The sequence below is a fragment of the Rhizobium sp. WSM4643 genome, assembly GCF_025152745.1.
Taxonomy (GTDB): Bacteria; Pseudomonadota; Alphaproteobacteria; order Rhizobiales; family Rhizobiaceae; genus Rhizobium; species Rhizobium leguminosarum_I.
On sequence record NZ_CP104040.1, the window covers coordinates 3,697,690 to 3,713,849 of the forward strand.

General features: G+C 61.9%; 17 protein-coding genes. 12 read left to right on the forward strand and 5 right to left on the reverse strand.

Annotated elements, in window-relative coordinates; all coding sequences use genetic code 11:
- The first annotated feature begins 220 nt into the window (after positions 1–220).
- Both N1937_RS18400 and N1937_RS18405 read left to right on the forward strand, forming a co-directional pair.
- The gene (locus N1937_RS18400; protein ID WP_170257724.1) at positions 221–1,246 is read left to right on the forward strand and encodes a class I fructose-bisphosphate aldolase; all 1,026 of its coding nucleotides are present in this window, start codon (positions 221–223) and stop codon (positions 1,244–1,246) included.
- Positions 1,247–1,698: 452 nt separating this feature from the next.
- The gene (locus tag N1937_RS18405; protein WP_260056698.1) at positions 1,699–2,622 is read left to right on the forward strand and encodes a PhzF family phenazine biosynthesis protein; all 924 of its coding nucleotides are present in this window, start codon (positions 1,699–1,701) and stop codon (positions 2,620–2,622) included.
- 46 nt (positions 2,623–2,668) lie between these two features.
- Here N1937_RS18405 and N1937_RS18410 read toward each other — a convergent pair whose 3' ends face one another.
- Positions 2,669–2,833 (reverse strand): hypothetical protein, encoded by a 165-nt coding sequence (locus tag N1937_RS18410; protein WP_017968145.1) that lies wholly within the window; start codon positions 2,831–2,833, stop codon positions 2,669–2,671.
- A gap of 172 nt (positions 2,834–3,005) precedes the next feature.
- Between N1937_RS18410 and N1937_RS18415 the strand changes: the two genes are divergently transcribed.
- From N1937_RS18415 to rcdA, 3 genes are all read left to right on the forward strand, one after another.
- A complete protein-coding gene (locus N1937_RS18415) occupies positions 3,006–4,304 on the forward strand; it encodes an MFS transporter (protein WP_017968146.1) in 1,299 nt (432 codons plus the stop codon).
- A gap of 191 nt (positions 4,305–4,495) precedes the next feature.
- Complete coding sequence (locus N1937_RS18420) at positions 4,496–4,687, forward strand: DUF1192 domain-containing protein (protein ID WP_017968147.1); 192 nt, start codon at positions 4,496–4,498, stop codon at positions 4,685–4,687.
- A gap of 389 nt (positions 4,688–5,076) precedes the next feature.
- Positions 5,077–5,592 (forward strand): protease adaptor protein RcdA, encoded by a 516-nt coding sequence (rcdA, locus tag N1937_RS18425; RefSeq protein ID WP_003542804.1) that lies wholly within the window; start codon positions 5,077–5,079, stop codon positions 5,590–5,592.
- Positions 5,593–5,785: 193 nt separating this feature from the next.
- Here the strand turns inward: rcdA and rpmE are convergent, their stop codons facing one another.
- Positions 5,786–6,007, reverse strand: coding sequence for a 50S ribosomal protein L31 (rpmE, locus tag N1937_RS18430; protein WP_003542805.1), 222 nt, complete (start codon positions 6,005–6,007; stop codon positions 5,786–5,788).
- 193 nt (positions 6,008–6,200) lie between these two features.
- Here rpmE and N1937_RS18435 point away from each other — a divergent pair, with 193 nt between their 5' ends.
- The 5 genes from N1937_RS18435 to N1937_RS18455 all read left to right on the forward strand — a co-directional run bounded on the left by N1937_RS18435 (position 6,201) and on the right by N1937_RS18455 (position 11,362).
- Entirely contained in the window at positions 6,201–8,003 is a 1,803-nt protein-coding gene (locus N1937_RS18435; protein ID WP_260056699.1) for an ABC transporter transmembrane domain-containing protein, read from the forward strand.
- A 143-nt stretch (positions 8,004–8,146) separates the two neighbouring features.
- Positions 8,147–9,139, forward strand: a complete 993-nt coding sequence (locus tag N1937_RS18440) for a Bug family tripartite tricarboxylate transporter substrate binding protein (RefSeq protein ID WP_222280432.1) — start codon at positions 8,147–8,149, stop codon at positions 9,137–9,139.
- Between the two features lie 174 nt (positions 9,140–9,313).
- The gene (locus N1937_RS18445; protein WP_017968150.1) at positions 9,314–9,502 is read left to right on the forward strand and encodes a YegP family protein; all 189 of its coding nucleotides are present in this window, start codon (positions 9,314–9,316) and stop codon (positions 9,500–9,502) included.
- Between the two features lie 275 nt (positions 9,503–9,777).
- Positions 9,778–10,116: a YciI family protein gene (locus N1937_RS18450; RefSeq protein ID WP_017968151.1), complete on the forward strand. Its 339-nt coding sequence runs from the start codon at positions 9,778–9,780 to the stop codon at positions 10,114–10,116.
- Between the two features lie 7 nt (positions 10,117–10,123).
- Positions 10,124–11,362: an RNA polymerase sigma factor gene (locus N1937_RS18455; protein ID WP_260056700.1), complete on the forward strand. Its 1,239-nt coding sequence runs from the start codon at positions 10,124–10,126 to the stop codon at positions 11,360–11,362.
- A gap of 110 nt (positions 11,363–11,472) precedes the next feature.
- Here the strand turns inward: N1937_RS18455 and N1937_RS18460 are convergent, their stop codons facing one another.
- From N1937_RS18460 to N1937_RS18470, 3 genes are all read right to left on the reverse strand, one after another.
- Positions 11,473–12,504, reverse strand: coding sequence for a peptidoglycan -binding protein (locus N1937_RS18460; RefSeq protein ID WP_017968153.1), 1,032 nt, complete (start codon positions 12,502–12,504; stop codon positions 11,473–11,475).
- 3 nt (positions 12,505–12,507) lie between these two features.
- Entirely contained in the window at positions 12,508–13,611 is a 1,104-nt protein-coding gene (locus N1937_RS18465; RefSeq protein ID WP_260056701.1) for a flagellar motor protein MotA, read from the reverse strand.
- Between the two features lie 111 nt (positions 13,612–13,722).
- Complete coding sequence (locus N1937_RS18470; RefSeq protein WP_017968155.1) at positions 13,723–14,523, reverse strand: inositol monophosphatase family protein; 801 nt, start codon at positions 14,521–14,523, stop codon at positions 13,723–13,725.
- Positions 14,524–14,737: 214 nt separating this feature from the next.
- Here N1937_RS18470 and N1937_RS18475 point away from each other — a divergent pair, with 214 nt between their 5' ends.
- Together N1937_RS18475 and N1937_RS18480 are read left to right on the forward strand one after the other, a co-directional pair.
- Positions 14,738–15,316, forward strand: a complete 579-nt coding sequence (locus tag N1937_RS18475; protein ID WP_260056702.1) for a TetR/AcrR family transcriptional regulator — start codon at positions 14,738–14,740, stop codon at positions 15,314–15,316.
- Positions 15,317–15,390: 74 nt separating this feature from the next.
- Positions 15,391–16,131: a 3-oxoacyl-ACP reductase family protein gene (locus tag N1937_RS18480; RefSeq protein WP_260056703.1), complete on the forward strand. Its 741-nt coding sequence runs from the start codon at positions 15,391–15,393 to the stop codon at positions 16,129–16,131.
- The last annotated feature ends 29 nt before the right edge of the window (positions 16,132–16,160 follow it).

Here is a 16,160-nt window from a genome sequence, read left to right on the forward strand (position 1 = left end):
CAAGACTGATTGCGCAGATTTTACATGTGGATAGACCGCGGAAGAAAAACAGCTTCCGTGGTCTTTTGCTCAGAGGACGAAAAAAATCCCAACTTTCAAACGATTGAATTGAATTCAATCGTTTCAATGACTTAGCCTTGCATTTTCCTCCCTATAAACTTCTGTTATCCGCGTTCTATATTCCTGAAGTGCCGATGTTTATTGTTGTGGAGAGAACGAAATGAGCGAACGACTGGAAGACATTGCAGTGCAGATGGTTACGGGCGGCCGGGGACTGCTCGCCGCCGATGAATCGACCTCCACCATCAAGAAGCGTTTCGACGCGATCAATCTCGAATCGACCGAAACGAGCCGGCGCGACTATCGCGAAATGCTCTTCCGCTCCGACGAAGCGATGAAGAAATATATCTCCGGCGTCATCCTCTTCGAAGAGACGCTGTTCCAGAAGGCTGCCGACGGAACGCCCTTCGTCGACATCATCCGCGCCGCCGGCGCTATCCCCGGCATCAAGGTCGATACCGGCGCCAAGCCGATGGCTAAATATCCCGATGAAACCATCACCGAAGGCCTCGACGGTCTCCGCGAACGCCTTGCCGGATATTATGAAGCCGGCGCCCGCTTCGCCAAGTGGCGCGGCGTCATCGCCATCTCGTCGACCTTGCCGACCCGCGGTTCCGTCCGTGCCAACGCTCAGGCGCTTGCTCGTTATGCCGCACTCTGCCAGGAGGCCGGGATCGTTCCGATCGTCGAGCCGGAATGCCTGATGGACGGCAAGCCGGGTGACCACAATATCGACCGCTGCGCCGAAGTGACCGAGTTCACGCTGCGCATCGTTTTCGAGGAACTCGCCGACGCCCGCGTCAATCTCGAAGGCATGATCCTCAAGCCGAACATGGTGATCGACGGCAAGAACGCTCGCAAGGCCTCGGTCGCGGAAGTTGCCGAACGCACCGTCAAGGTGCTGAAGGCGACCGTTCCGCCTGCCGTTCCCGGTATCGCCTTCCTCTCCGGCGGCCAGACGACCGAAGAAGCGACAGCCCACCTTTCGGCGATCAATGCCATCGGCGACCTGCCCTGGTTCGTCACCTTCTCCTACGGCCGCGCCCTTCAGGACAGCGCGCTCAAGGCCTGGAACGGCAAGCAGGAAAACGTCGCCGCCGGCCAGCGCGAATTCACCCACCGCGCCGAGATGAACAGCCTCGCCGCCAAGGGCAACTGGAAGAAGGACCTGGAAAAGGCCGCCTGAGTTTTTGGAAATTTAAATTTTGGGCAGGGAGCGGCGGACGCAACCTCGCTACTCCTTGCCCAATCCCGCTCACTCATTCCTGTGACGAGCACAGGGGGAGTAAGGCCGCCCCGTCCGTTCCTTCGGGCTCCTGGCGGATGAGAGAGGAATACGGCGCTGCCACACGTCTCTTCTCCCCAGCGGGGAGAAGGTGCCGGCAGGCGGTTGAGGGGGTGAGCAGCGAAGCCGCGAATGCACTGAGCGCAAGCGAAGGGCAAAGAATAGTGAAGGTTGTGCCGTGTGGCCCCCTCATCCGACCCTTCGGGCCACCTTCTCCCCGCTGGGGAGAAGAGGAAGCGAGAAAACCAGTTCTCGAGTACACACATCCCTCTCATTGTCACGGCGACAAGAAACCGCTTTTTTTCGCGAAAAACCGTGATTACTCATAGCTGCCTGTCACAACAGGAGCCGCCATGAACACCCTCTCCTACGTCACCGTCGATGTCTTCACCTCCACCCGTTTCGAGGGCAATCAGCTTGCCGTCATTTCCGGTGCGCGCGGCCTGAGCGACGCGGCGATGCAAAAGATCGCCACCGAGTTCAACTATTCCGAGGTCACATTCGTGCTGCCGCCGGAAGACGCTCAGAATTCTGCCCGCGTGCGCATCTTCACTCCGACGATGGAAATACCCTTCGCCGGCCACCCGAACGTCGGCACGGCCTATGTGCTCGGCCAGCAGGCGGAGATCTTCGGCAAGCCGGTTGGCGATACGCTGCGTTTCGAGGAAAAGGCCGGCATCGTCGAGGTCCGCTTGAAACGTAACGGCGGAAGGGTTGCTGCTGCCGCCATCCGCGCGCCGCAGCCGCTGACGATCGGCGACACCATCGCCGTGGAAGCCATCGCCGGCTGCGTCTCGCTCGACCCCGGCGTCATCGTCAGCAGCACCCATGCCCCAGTCTTTGCTTCGGTCGGCCTGAATTTTGCCGTTGCAGAACTGAACGGGCTCGAAGCGCTGGCCGCCGCCCGCCCTAACCTTGCCGGGTTCCAGGCAACTGCCGGCCGCCAGACGACCAGCGGCCACGATTTCTCGCTCTTCCTCTATGTGAGGACAGCCGAAAACCCATGGAATATTCGCGCCCGCATGTTTGCGCCCCTCGATAACGTGCCCGAAGATCCGGCAACGGGCAGCGCTTCGGCCGCGCTCGGCGCCTATCTCGTCTCGCTTGCGCCGGAGGCCGATATGAACGTCCGCATCACCATCGAACAGGGCGTCGAAATGGGCCGCCGGAGCGTCATCACCCTTGATGTCGTGAAATCCAAAGGCATTGTCACCGATGTCGTCATCTCGGGAGGCTGCGTTTCCGTCATGCGCGGAGAAATTAGCTTGCAAGACTGACAGTCGCAGGTCGGCCGTCATCCCCGGGGTACATGTAATCCAAGGATTACATCAGGAAGTCGCGTGAAAGCAGAGCCACTGCCCAGACCGCAAAAGCGATCAGCGTGATCTTCCAGAAATCCATCCGGCGCCTGAGGCCGGGAAGCCCGAGCGGCTTGATCACCTGTATCGCCATGGCAAGGATGAGCAGCAAGGCTATCAGCTTTGTCATGCTTTATTTTTTCCGTTTTTCGGAATGTCACAGGACGGACATTTTTCCGCGCGAACAAGAGGATCTCGACACGCCGTAAAGACATTCCGGGGCACAATCAATCATCTTGAGGCTGGGCTGACGCAGGTCTTGCCTTATGTCATTGCAAATCGTTAAGACCGAGTCTGGGGAAATGAAGAGAAATCTGCTGTCCGTCGCCGCGCTGCTCTTTGGCACGCTCTTCCTTTTCATGGGCAACGGCCTGCAGGGCATCCTGCTTCCCGTGCGTGGCAATCTCGAAGGCTATGCAACGACGACGCTTGGCCTGCTCGGCACCTCATGGGCCGGGGGTTTCGTCATCGGCTGCCTGGTTGCGCCGAAGATCGTGCGCCGCGTCGGCCATGTGCGCGCCTTTTCTGGCTTCATCTCGATCATCGCCATCATCGCGCTGGTCAGCGGCATCATCATTCATCCGGTCTGGTGGGTGGTCCTGCGCGCCGTCACCGGCTTCTCCACCGCCGGCACGTCGATGATCATCGAAAGCTGGCTGAACGAGCGCGCCAGCAACGAGAGCCGCGGCGCAATCTTCTCGCTCTATATCGGCATCACACTGCTCGGCGTCGTTGGCGGCCAGATGATGATACCGCTCGAGGATGTGCGCACGCCGGTGCTGTTCATGATCTGCGGCATCTTCTATTGCATCGCCATGCTGCCGACGACGCTGTCGACCGCCGCTTCGCCGCAGCCGCTGAAGGCAGTGCGCCTCGACCTGCCGGCGCTCTATCGCAACTCGCCGGTCTCCTGCCTCGGCATCCTGCTCGTCGGTATCGCCAACGGTGCCTACGGTACGCTCGGCGCTGTTTTCGGCGCCGGCGCCGGCCTTTCCGACACCAGCATCGCCGTCATGATGAGCTCCACCATTTTCGCCGGGGCGGTGATGCAGCTGCCGGCCGGCCGGCTTTCCGATCGTATCGACCGGCGCTACGTGCTCGCCGCCATGTCGGGGATCGCCGCCCTTGCTGGCCTGCTGATCTTCCTGCTCCACCCCACGTCCCCCGCCTTTCTGATCGGGCTCGTTGTCCTTTACGGCGCGGTGGCCAATACGCTCTATCCGATCGCCGTCGCCCACGCGAACGACTTCGCGGCGTCGGAGGATTTCGTCAAGGTCTCCGGCGGCCTGCTGCTGCTCTACGGCATCGGCACGGTGATCGGCCCGACGATCAGCGGTCCCGTAATGTCGGCGATCACGCCGCATGCGCTTTTCCTCGTCACCGCCATCGCCCATGTGCTGATCACCGTTTACGCCATCATCCGAAGCCGCATCCGCGCTGCGATCCCCGCCAGCGACCGCGACGCCTACACGACGATCCCGACCGGCACCTCGCCGATGCTGACACCGCAAAGCATGTCGCTTGCCGACCGCGGCACCAGCAAACCTCCGGAAACCGGAAAGTCTCCCGAAAGCGACGATCCTGCTGTAAAGTTCGGCTAGAAAAGGATGTTTTAGGCCGGGTCGGCCTAAAATCTGGATCCTGTTCTACATTATGTAGTGAGAGCGTGATGTCGTCCGAAAGCCGATCACACTTTTCGGCATCATGCTCCGGAGCAATTCCAGCAAAACTGCGAAGCGATTTTGCCGGGAGTTGCGTAACAAGCTATATGCAGCCAACGGAGGACGAACCCATGAGCTTCATCGATGACGACCAACCGCAGAAGAAGGTCGCCCATGAGATCGGCGCCGATCTCTCTATGCTTTCGGTCGACGAATTGAAGGCGCGGGTGGAATTACTGAAGACGGAGATCGCCCGTCTCGAGGCTGAGGCCACTCGCAAGGCCTCCGGGCGGCGCGCGGCGGAAAGCTTCTTCCGCTCGTAACCCGCCAAAACTCCGAAAACAAGGTTATAGGTGGATAAAACGGACCGCCTCAAGTCTTAATTCAGCACAATGTTAATAAAATATTAAGCTTTATAAGGTATTACTATATTCATCCGGATTTTCTCTGGATCTCAGACAGTTTTCCAAGCGGTGAATTGGTCTGATTTTTCTCCCTGTTTTACCTTGAGAGCCGCGTCTGCGGCTCTTCTTTTTCCTATGGCCGGCGCACTTCCACGAAACTGTGGAGATTAACCCTTTCTTAAGAAACGGCTTGCGCATTTGAGCTAATGATACCATCTTAAAGTCACAAAGACGGGGCCCGGAAACTTTTCCGTCGGTGCCGGCGTTACCTGAATATATGTAGCTGCGTGCAAACAGGGACTATCGCGATGTCGGAAGTTGGATTGAACACGATCAGTTTTGCAGGCCGCGCCGCTGCATCCTCGCAGTTCAAAGCACTTTACGCGGAAGGCATGTCGCTGGTCGAAGAGACTGCCGCCTACCTCGACGGCCAGGGCCGCGCCGCCTCCAAGGTTCTGCCGCGGATGGCCTCGGTCCTGTACGCCGCGGAATCGATGCGTCTCACCACCCGCCTCATGCAGATGGCCTCCTGGCTGCTGCTGCAGCGCGCCGTCAACAATGGCGAAATGTCCCGCGACCAGGTACTGGCCGAAAAGAACAAGGTCCGTCTCGACGGCTTCAACGTCGACCGCGCTGCGCCCGGCTGGGGCGACCTGCCGGAATCCTTCCGCGACCTCGTCGAGCGCTCGCTGCGTCTGCAGAACCGCATTGCCCTGCTCGACCGCGAGATCTACCGCCCGTCCGAAGCCGTGATCGTTCATGATAATCAGAACAGCGTCCAGGCTCAGCTTTCCCTGCTGCAGACCGCCTTCGGCAACAACTGACCGGATCTGCAGACTTCTTCGAAACAGACCGGCTGCGTCTTATACGCGGCCGGTTTTTTGTTTGCCTCTGAACACCGGCATCCCTGGAGCGTCCTTTGCGCGTCTGAAAAGACGCGTGGCGCAGTAGGGCATTGCGAACGCAAAAAAGCCCGGCAAAACCGGGCTCTCTTCGAATTCCGTCGAGCAAAAACGATTAGAGGCCGAGGCCGCCGAAACGCTTGTTGAACTTGGAGACGCGGCCACCGCGGTCCATGAGTTGCTGGTTGCCGCCGGTCCAGGCCGGATGCGACTTGGAATCGATTTCAAGGTTCATGACAGCGCCCTCCGAACCCCAGGTCGAGCGGGTTTCGTATTCGGTGCCATCGGTCATGACCACCTTGATCATGTGATATTCGGGATGGATGCCTGCCTTCATAACAATCTTCCTGCGATACCGGAGTTCAAATTGCCGCATGCAGTTGCAGCCACCGAACCGATTGAATAAATGAAGCCGCAGTCGTGATGGCTACGGCTTCCCATTAGGATGCGGTGCCTATACATGAAGGACGCCTAGATAACAAGAGCCTACAGGCCGCATTGCGCGGGTCCTGCGGGCGATCGGAGACGATTTGGCAGAGCAGGCACGGGCTGAGGAAAACAAAAGACGATCGCTGCGGCCGCTCGGCAGGCTGACGCCCTACGTCATGCGTTATCGCGCCATGGTGGCCGGTGCGCTGATGTCGCTGGCGCTTGCCGCCGTCACTTCGTTGGCGCTGCCGCTCGCCGTGCGTCGCATGATCGATCACGGCTTCACCCAGTCGGACGGTCGCTTTATCAACAGCTACTTCGCCATGCTGATGGTCATGGCCATCGTGCTCGCGGTCGCCAGCGCGCTGCGCTATTATTTCGTCATCACCATCGGCGAGCGCATCGTCGCCGATCTTCGCCGCGATGTCTTTTCCCATGTGACGAGGCTGTCGCCCTCCTTCTTCGATGTCAACCAGTCCGGCGAGATCGTCTCGCGGCTGACCGCCGATACCACGCAGATCAAGTCCGCCGTCGGCGCCACTGCCTCTGTAGCGCTCAGGAACCTCATCCTCTGTATCGGCGCCATGGGCATGATGATCGTCACCTCGCCGAAGCTTTCGAGCCTCGTCATCGGAGCGATCCCGCTGATTGTCTTCCCGCTCGTCGCCTTCGGCCGCTCGGTGCGCAAACGTTCGCGCGCCGCCCAGGATACGCTCGCCGATGCCTCCGCCTTCGCCAACGAGACGATCGCAGCGACCCGCACGGTTCAGGCCTTCAACGGCGAAGATGCCGCAGCGACGCGTTACGGCACTGCCGTCGAATCCGCCTACGAGGCCGCCCGCGCCGCGATCCGCTCGCGCGCGTTGCTGACGGGGATCGCCATCACGCTGATCTTCGGCAGCGTCGTCGCCGTGCTCTGGGTCGGCGCCCACAGCGTGCTCGCCGGCACGCTGTCGGCCGGCACGCTCGGCCAGTTCCTGCTTTATGCCGTCATCTCCGCCGGTTCGCTGGGCGCGCTGTCGGAGGTCTGGGGCGAACTTTCGCAGGCAGCCGGTGCCGCAGACCGGCTGACCGAGCTTCTCGACGAGGTCTCGCCGATCACAGCCCCCGCCAGCCCTGAGCCGCTTCCTTCGCCCAGCCGCGGCCGCGTCGAATTTTCAGGCGTGCACTTCGCCTATCCCTCGCGTCCCGGCAAATCGGCGCTGCATGGCTTAAGCTTCGCCGTCGCGCCAGGCGAGACGGTCGCCATTGTCGGCCCTTCCGGTGCCGGCAAGAGCACCGTCTTTTCGCTGCTGCTGCGCTTTTACGATCCGCAGCAGGGCAGCGTGAAGATCGACGGTGTCGATGCGCAGCTGACGACGCCCGACGAGCTGCGCCAGCGCATCGCCATCGTGCCGCAGGACGTCACCATCTTTGCCGCCTCGATCCATGACAACATCGCCTTCGGCCGTCCCGGCGCCTCGCGTGACGAGGTCCGCGCCGCAGCCCTTGCCGCGCAGGCCGACGAATTCATCGTTCGGCTGGACAGGGGCTACGAGACCGAGGTTGGCGAACGCGGCATCATGCTCTCCGGCGGCCAGCGCCAGCGCATCGCCATTGCCCGTGCCATCCTGAAGAACGCGCCGGTGCTGCTGCTCGACGAGGCAACCTCCGCGCTTGACGCTGAAAACGAGACGCTGGTGCAGAAGGCGCTCGACGGCCTGGTGGACGGCCGCACGACGCTCATCATCGCCCATCGCCTGGCGACCGTGCTTAAGGCCGACCGCATCCTCGTCATGGATCAGGGCCGCGTCGTCGAGGAGGGCACGCATCAGAGCCTGATCCGCCATGGCGGCCTCTATGCGCGGCTGGCGCGGCTGCAATTCGACGCCGCCAACGAGGATGTGCTCGCCGCAGCGAAATAGCCGGCGCCACTTCTCCGGCCAACAGCGACTAAAGTCTGACCGCCACCGTGCCTTCCTGCGGTTGTCTTTCGCGCGTCCCGCCCTAACCTCTTCAATCCCCGGGTGGGGGATATTGCGGTTGAAATCCTTGGGAGGAGATAGGAATGGCGCTTTCCGATATAACGCGACGTACAGGCCTTGCGCTCGGTTTCGCTGTGCTTGCAGCCTTTGCCGTCGGCGCGCCTGCCGCTGCTGCGGATTTTCCCGATCGCACGATCACCATGGTCGTACCCTTCGCGGCCGGCGGCTCGACCGATGTCGTCGCTCGCATCGTTGCGCAGAAGATGTCGGAGGATCTTGGCCAGCAAGTGATCGTCCAGAACGTCGCCGGCGCCGGCGGCAATCTCGGCGCCGGTAACGTCGCCCGCGCCGAACCGGACGGCTACACCATCCTGATGGGCACGGTCGCGACCCACGCCCTCAATCCGCTCATCCTGAAATCGACGCCCTATGACGCCGAAAAGGATTTTGCGCCGGTCTCGCTGCTCGTCGTCGTGCCGAACGTGCTGGTCGTCAATCCGGAACTGCCGGCAAAGACCGTGCAGGAGCTGATCGCCCTGCTGAAGGCCGAGCCCGACAAATACAGCTACGCCTCATCGGGCAACGGCACGCCGTTGCATCTTTCCGGAGAACTCTTCAAATCCATGGCCGGCGTCAGCATGCAGCACATACCCTATAAGGGCGCCGGTCCGGCATTGAACGACGTCATCGGCAACCAGGTGCCAATCATGTTCGACAACTTGCCCTCCTCGTCGAGCCACATCAAGGCTGGCACCCTGCGGGCGCTGGCGGTGACCACGGCCGAGCGTGCACCCTCCTTCCCCGACGTGCCGACTGTCGCCGAGTCGGGCATTCCAGGTTACGAGACCTATACTTGGAATGCGCTTTTCGCCCCGGCCAAGACACCGAATGAGGTGGTAACGCGTCTCAACGCCTCGGCTAAGAAGGCGCTTGCCGACCCTGCCGTCGCTGAACGCATGAAAGAATTCAGTGCCACCATCGTCGGCTCGACGCCGGACGAACTGGCTGCCCATGTAAAGGCCGAACTCGCCAAATGGGGGCCGGTCGTCAAAGGCGCGAATATCCAGATGGAGTAATGTGAAAGAGCATGTACCGGCATCCCTCCTTCACTTGCGTGCAATGGAAACGGTGGCAATTGGACGCTTGGCAACCCAATTCTTATTAAGGCAGTGGAAAAGCTCGCCATTTTGATCTAGCCTCCGCTAAGCTGATGGTTGCAATTCAGCGATTTGGGATTTCGGGAGACATCTATGTATAAATTCGAAGTCTATAAGGATAAGGCCGGCGAGTTCCGGTTCCGCTTCAAGGCATCGAACGGGGAGGCCATGTTCTCGTCCGAGGGCTACAAGGCGAAGGCGTCCGCCATGAGTGCCATCGAATCCATCAAGAAGAACACGCCAAGCGCCGAGGTCGTCGACCAGACGAAGGCCGAGTCCTGAGCAGACCGGCAGCGGCGGCCTGAACGCCGCCCTGCCCTTTCGCGCCCTTGAGCAGCGCCGGCGCCCTTGAGCCCGGACGCTTGCTTCCGACTTTCTGCGCCATTTCTCTTTTTGCATATTTTTTATGAGGCCATGTCGAAACGACGGGTGGCCGCGCCTCATTGTCACGGAACGGATATCCCGAAAGCGGGGCCGCTCCGCCGGGCAGGAGGTTTCGGATGTAGAATCCGGCCGGCATGCCTGGATCAACGCAGCAACGAGATCAGGAGTTCTCCATGCAATATGCTCTCATCATTCGCGAAGCCGCCGAAGATTTCGCCCGCCGCGGCGATCCCGTCTATCGCGACGGCTGGGTCGCCTACAGCAAGGCGCTTGCTCAGGCGGGGATCATGACCGGTGGCGCCGGGCTGACCGGCCCGGAGACCGGCACGATCGTGCGCCGCAAAGGCGAGGAACACGATGTTCAGGACGGGCCTTATCCGGAAGGCAAGGAACAGCTCGGCGGTTTCTATCTGATCGATGTTCCCGATATCGATACCGCGCTCGAATGGGCGACCCGCGTCCCGATCTCTGACAAGGGTTCGGTCGAGGTGCGCCCGCGCCTGCAGATGTGAGGCGGCAATGCCGCCCGATGCCGGACGCGTTGCCGAAAAGGTGGCGCGTCAGTCCTACGGCAAGCTGATCGCCTTCCTCGCCGCCCGCTCGCGCGACGTGCCGGCGGCAGAGGATGCGTTGTCGGAAGCGCTGGCTTCGGCGCTTCGCGTCTGGCCGGAGCGCGGCGTTCCCGGCAATCCGGAAGCCTGGCTGCTGGTGGCCGCCCGCCGCAACCTCATGCAGGCGGCCCGCCACCGCACCGTCGAGGCCAATGCGCAAACGACGATATCGGTCGCCTTCGAGGAAGCGGAGGAACGCATGAACGAAGCCGGCAACGCCGTCTTTCCCGATGAGCGGCTGAAGCTGCTCTTCGCCTGCACCCATCCCGCCATCGACAGCTCCGTGCATACGGCGTTGATGTTGCAGACCGTTCTCGGCATCGAGGCAAAGACCATCGCGCGGTCCTTCGTCGTCGCACCAGAGGCAATGAGCCAGCGGCTGGTGCGCGCAAAGGCAAAGATCCGCGATGCCGGCATTCCCTTCGCCGTCCCCCCTCGCCCCGACTTGCCCGGGCGGCTCGCCGCCGTGCTTTCGGCGATCTACGCCGCCTACGGTCTCGGATGGGACGGGCTCGACGGGGAGAACGAACGCCATTCGCTGGCCGGCGAGGCGATCTGGCTCGGCCGTGCGCTCCTGGCGGTGCTGCCGGACGAACCGGAGGCGATAGGCCTCCTCTCGCTGATGCTTCACTGCCAAGCCCGCCGCAGCACCCGGCGCGACAGCAACGGCCAATATGTGCCGCTGGACGAGCAGGATACGGCCGCGTGGAACGCGATCATGATTGCCGAGGCGGATGCGCTGCTGCGCAAAGCCGGAAACTTCGACCGTTTCGGCCCCTTCCAGTGCCAGGCTGCAATCCAGTCCGTGCATGCGGCGCGCCGGTTGTCAGGAACGACTGACTGGCAGGCGTTGACGAGGCTCTACGCGGCGCTGGTGATGATGAAGCCGACGCTGGGTGCACGCGTCAGCCAGGCTGCTGTAATCGGCAGGGCCTCGAGCGCCGCTGCCGGGCTGGAGCAGCTCGACAAGCTCGATCGGCGCGACGTCGCAGCCTATCAGCCTTACTGGGCCGTGCGTGCCTATCTTCAGGCGCAAGCCGGCGACAAGGCCGCCGCGGCCGACGCCTATATGACGGCGATCGGCCTCAGCGACAGCCCCGCCGTACGCAACTTTCTCGCCGGCCGGTTAAAGGCCGTCCAGCGGTAATGGCAGCCCACTGCATAATTCCTTAAATCGGAATCGATTTGAGGAATTATGCAGTCTTTCAAAGTGTTACAGCGTCGTTTGCGCGTCTTCAAAGACGCACGGCGCTGCAATCACTTCTCGGTCAGCTTCAGCTCGATGCGGCGATTGGTAGAGCGCGCATCCGGCGTATCGCCCGGCGCGATTGGCTGGAACTCGCCGAAGCCGGCGGCAACCAGCCGGTCGGCCGGCACGCCCTGTGCGATCAGGAACTTGACGACCGAAATCGCGCGCGCCGAGGAGAGCTCCCAGTTGTCGCGATAGCGGCCCGTTCCGGCAAGCGGCACATTGTCGGTATGCCCGTCGACGCGCAACACCCAGTTGATCTCCGGCGGGATTTCCTTGGCGAGATCGAGAAGGGCGGCGGCAAGCTTGGCCATCTCGGTCTGCCCCTGCGGGTTGAGATCGGCACCACCCGAGGGAAACAGCACTTCCGACTGGAAGACGAACCGGTCGCCGACGATGCGGATATTCTCGCGATCCGAGAGGATCTCGCGCAGACGGCCGAAGAAGTCGGAACGGTAGCGGTTCAACTCCTGCACCCGTGCGGCGAGCGCTACGTTGAGGCGGCTGCCAAGATCGGCGATCTTGGTCTGCGAGACCCGGTCTTTCTCCTCCGACGCCTGAAGGGCTGCTTCGACGGCGGCAATCTGGCTGCGAAGCGCTGAGATCTGCTGGTTCAGCAGTTCGACCTGACTGAGCGCCCGTTCGCTCACCTGCTTCTGCTCGTCAAGCTCCTGCGTCATCGAGCCGATCCGCTTCTGCGCCGCATCCTGGCCGCCCGAACCGGCATTCAGCAGCGCCTGCAGCCGCGAACGGTCGCCTTCGGCACTGGCAAGCGACGCCTGCAGGTTGGCGACCGAATCCTGGAGATCCTGGTTGCTGCCCTTTTCGAGCGCGAGAAGCTGCGTCAGCTCGTTGATCTGGCTGTTGAGGCGATTGAGCACCTCATCGCGTCCGGTGATCTCGCGGCTGAGGATGAACTGCCCGACGACGAAGACCGTCAGCAGGAACATAATCGAGATGAGCAGCGTCGACAGCGCGTCGACGAAGCCCGGCCAGTAATCCACCGTGCGTTCGCGGCGCCGGTTGCGGGCGAGAGCCATGGCCTACTTGCCCTCGCTCTTTTCCGTATGGCTGGCGCGGTCGCGCATGCGCTCCCCCCTCTCGCCTCCGCGCTCCTGGACGCCGATGCGTTCGGCAAGCCGATCGAGCGTGCGACGCATCGCCTTCGCCTCGTCCTGTTGTGCCTCGATCCAGTCGCGCAGCATCTGCTGCTCGTTGCGCATGTTCTTGACCAGGCCCTGAATACCTTCGGCAAGGCTCGCCATGGCGGCGACGGAACGCTGGCTGCCGGCGCCACCCTCTTCGGCGACCTTGCGCAAATAATCGGAGAGAGCTCGCATGTCGTCCGAGGAAGCACCGGAAACGGCGTCGAGAGCCGGGGCAAGATCGGAGCCGACATCCGTGACCGAGGACAGCCAGTTTTCCAGCTCCATGTAGAAGCGGTTTTGCGCGCGGCCTGCCTGCAGGTCGAGGAAGCCGAGAATGAGCGAACCTGAAAGGCCGAGCAGCGAGGAGGAGAAGGCCTGGCCCATGCCCGAAAGCGGCGTGGAAAGCCCTTCTTTCAGCGCCGAGAGCACGTCCCCTGTGCCGTTCGAGCCGGCATCGAGCGACTGGATGACGACGCTGATCGAACCGATCGTGCCAATGAGGCCCCAGAAGGTGCCGAGCAGGCCGAGAAAGACCAAGAGGCCGATCAGGTAGCGTGAAACATCGCGCGATTCGTCGAGGCGGGTGGCAATGGAATCGAGGATCGAGCGCAGCGCCGTCGTCGACAGCGCCAATGAGGACTTGCGGCTGCCAAGCAGTGCCCGCATTGGCGCAAGCAGCCGCGGATTGCGGTTGACCTTGTCGGCACTGCCCGCGGCGCGGAACGAATTGAACCAGCGCACCTCGGGGCGAAGTGCCAGTACATGATTGAAAACAAGGATGATTCCGACCGCGAGAACGCCGACGATCAACCCGTTGAGGCCCGGATTGTGCATGAAGGCGGTCTGCGTTTGCCGGAAGAGGATGGCGGCGATAAACCCGACGATGACGAGGAAAAGCAGCATCGTCCAGAGGAAGGGCATTGGGCTCGAAAGCCTGTAGGCATAAGTGCCCGCCGTCTTTTCGGTGGAGCCGATCTCCGCCACATTCAAATTTTCCATAGGGTCGCTGCCTCCGGAGTCACTGCTGGCGGAGACTAGAGCAACATTGTGCCGAATTGAAGTATGCCGGGGCGAAAACCGTGACTTTACAACAGCCAGATTTTCGTTCGGTCACTTGGCGGGAACCGGCCGCTTGACGACTTCGATCAGCGCCTTGTGGATGATCTCGTTGCCGGCGACGATCGTGCCACTCTCCAGCATCGTTGCGCCACCGTCCCAGTCGGTGGCGAAACCGCCGGCTTCGCGGATGAGCAGGATGCCGGCTGCCATGTCCCACGGCGCAAGCTCCGCTTCCCAGAAGCCGTCGAACCGCCCGGCAGCAACATAGGCAAGATCGAGCGTCGGCGAACCCAGGCGGCGGATGCCCGCCACTTCGCCCATCACGTGGCGAAGCTCGACCAGGAACTTGCCGTGATTGCGCTTGCCGAGCGCCGGCACGCCGCAGCCGATGACGCAATCCGACAGCGCCCGGCGCGCGGCAACGCGAAGGCGCCGATCGTTGAGGAAGGCGCCGCCGCCGCGCTCGGCGGTATAGAGCTCGTCGGTCGCCGGATTGAAGATGACGGCGGCAACGATCTCGCCGTTGCGTTCGAGCGCGATCGAGACAGCGAAGGCCGGGATGCCATGCAAGAAGTTCGTCGTGCCGTCGAGCGGGTCGACGATCCAGCGATGCGCGCCGTCCGTGCCCTTGATCTCTTCGCTTTCCTCGCCGAGGAAGCCATAGGTCGGACGCGCCTTGAGCAACTCTTCCCTGACGATCTTTTCGGCCTTGCGGTCGGCGGTGGAAACGAAGTCGCCCGGTCCCTTCACGGAAACCTGCAGGTTCTGCACTTCGCCGAAATCACGCCCCAGCGACTTTCCTGCCTTGAGGGCAGCCTGAACCATGACATTGAGAAGAGCTGAACGAGCCATCGGGCATTTTCCTTGGGACTGATACGAGGTGCGCGCTGCCAGGGGCGGGAAGTGTCCCTGAACATGCATGACATGCAGCGCTGCATTGATTGGCGGCCTCAAGACCACAAAATCGCGGAAATTTCAAGGGGAGCCACGCATGGCTGCCCTGCGGCGCCGGAAACCATTAATTTTATTCTGGACAGATCAGTCCAATAAGAGTAGAAGCCTCGTCATGGCACGACACAAGGAATTCGATCGCGACACCGCCCTTCATGCCGCCATCGGCGTATTTTCCGAGCACGGCTATGAAGGCACCTCGACCGAGGAATTGCTGACGGCGATGAAGATCAGCCGGCAAAGCATGTACGACACCTTCGGCGACAAGCGCGGCCTCTATCTGGAAGCGCTGAAGCGCTACAATGTGGAGAGCATCGACAAGATCATCGCCGATCTTCGCCGCGAAGGCCGGCCGATCGAGGCGTTGGAAGGTGCTCTCGTCGCTTTCGCGTCGCGTCCCGCTGCCGAGGCGCGGCGCGGCTGCCTCGGTGTCAGCGCCGTCTGCGAATTCGGCCGCACCGATGCCGAGGTCGCAGCTCTTACCGACAGCGCCGGCCATGCGCTTCACGCGGCGATCGGGAGCCTTCTCGGGGAGGCCCGCAGGATCGGAGATCTCGCAGCAGATATCGATATCGCCGACGCCATTCCATTTCTCGGCGCTGCCCTGTCGGGCATGAAAGTCAGCGCCCGAAATGGCGCCCCACCCGCGACACTACGCAGTATCGCACGCATGGCAATCAGAAGCCTCCGCTGACGAAGGGGCAACTCCGAGCTGACTTTTTCATGGACAATTCTAGACTGATCAATCCAAAAACAAAGGAAACCAGCATGTCTCAACCCCTTTCCACCAAGATCGCCCTCGTCACCGGCGGCTCGCGCGGCATCGGTGCCGCCATCGTCCGAAGGCTCGCCGCTGACGGCGCCGCCGTCGCCTTCACCTATTCCAGCTCAGAGCACAAGGCGAAGGCAATCGTCGCCGAGTTGGAGGCTGTCGGCAGCAGGGCGCTGGCGATCCGGGCCGACAGTGCCGATGCGAAAGCTCTACAGGATGCCGTCGCGCTGACAGCCGGGACCTTTGGCGGTCTCGACATTCTCGTCAGCAACGCCGGGATTCTCATCCTCAACCCGCTCGATAACTATTCGCTCGAAGATTTCGACCGGATGTTCGCCGTTAATGTCCGCGCTGCCTTCGTCGGCATCCAGGCAGCGGCAAGACATATGAAGGAAGGCGGCCGCATCATCACCATCGGCAGCGTCACCGCCGATCGCAGCGGCTTTCCGACCTCCGCGGTCTACAGCATGACGAAGGGCGCAATCGCCTCGATGACTCGCGGCCTCGCCCGCGATCTCGGCCCACGCGGCATCACCGTCAACAACATCCAGCCCGGCCCGACGGCGACCGACATGAACCCCAATGAGGACGATCATGAGCGCCTCAAGCCGCTGATGGCGCTTGGCCGCCTGGGTGAGGACCGCGAGATCGCCGGCCTCGCCGCCTATCTCGCCAGTGCCGAGGCCGCCTTCGTCACCGGCGCCAGCCTGACGATCGACGGCGGTTATCTTGCCTGAGGAGGCAAAACAGAAACGGTGGCACCGAA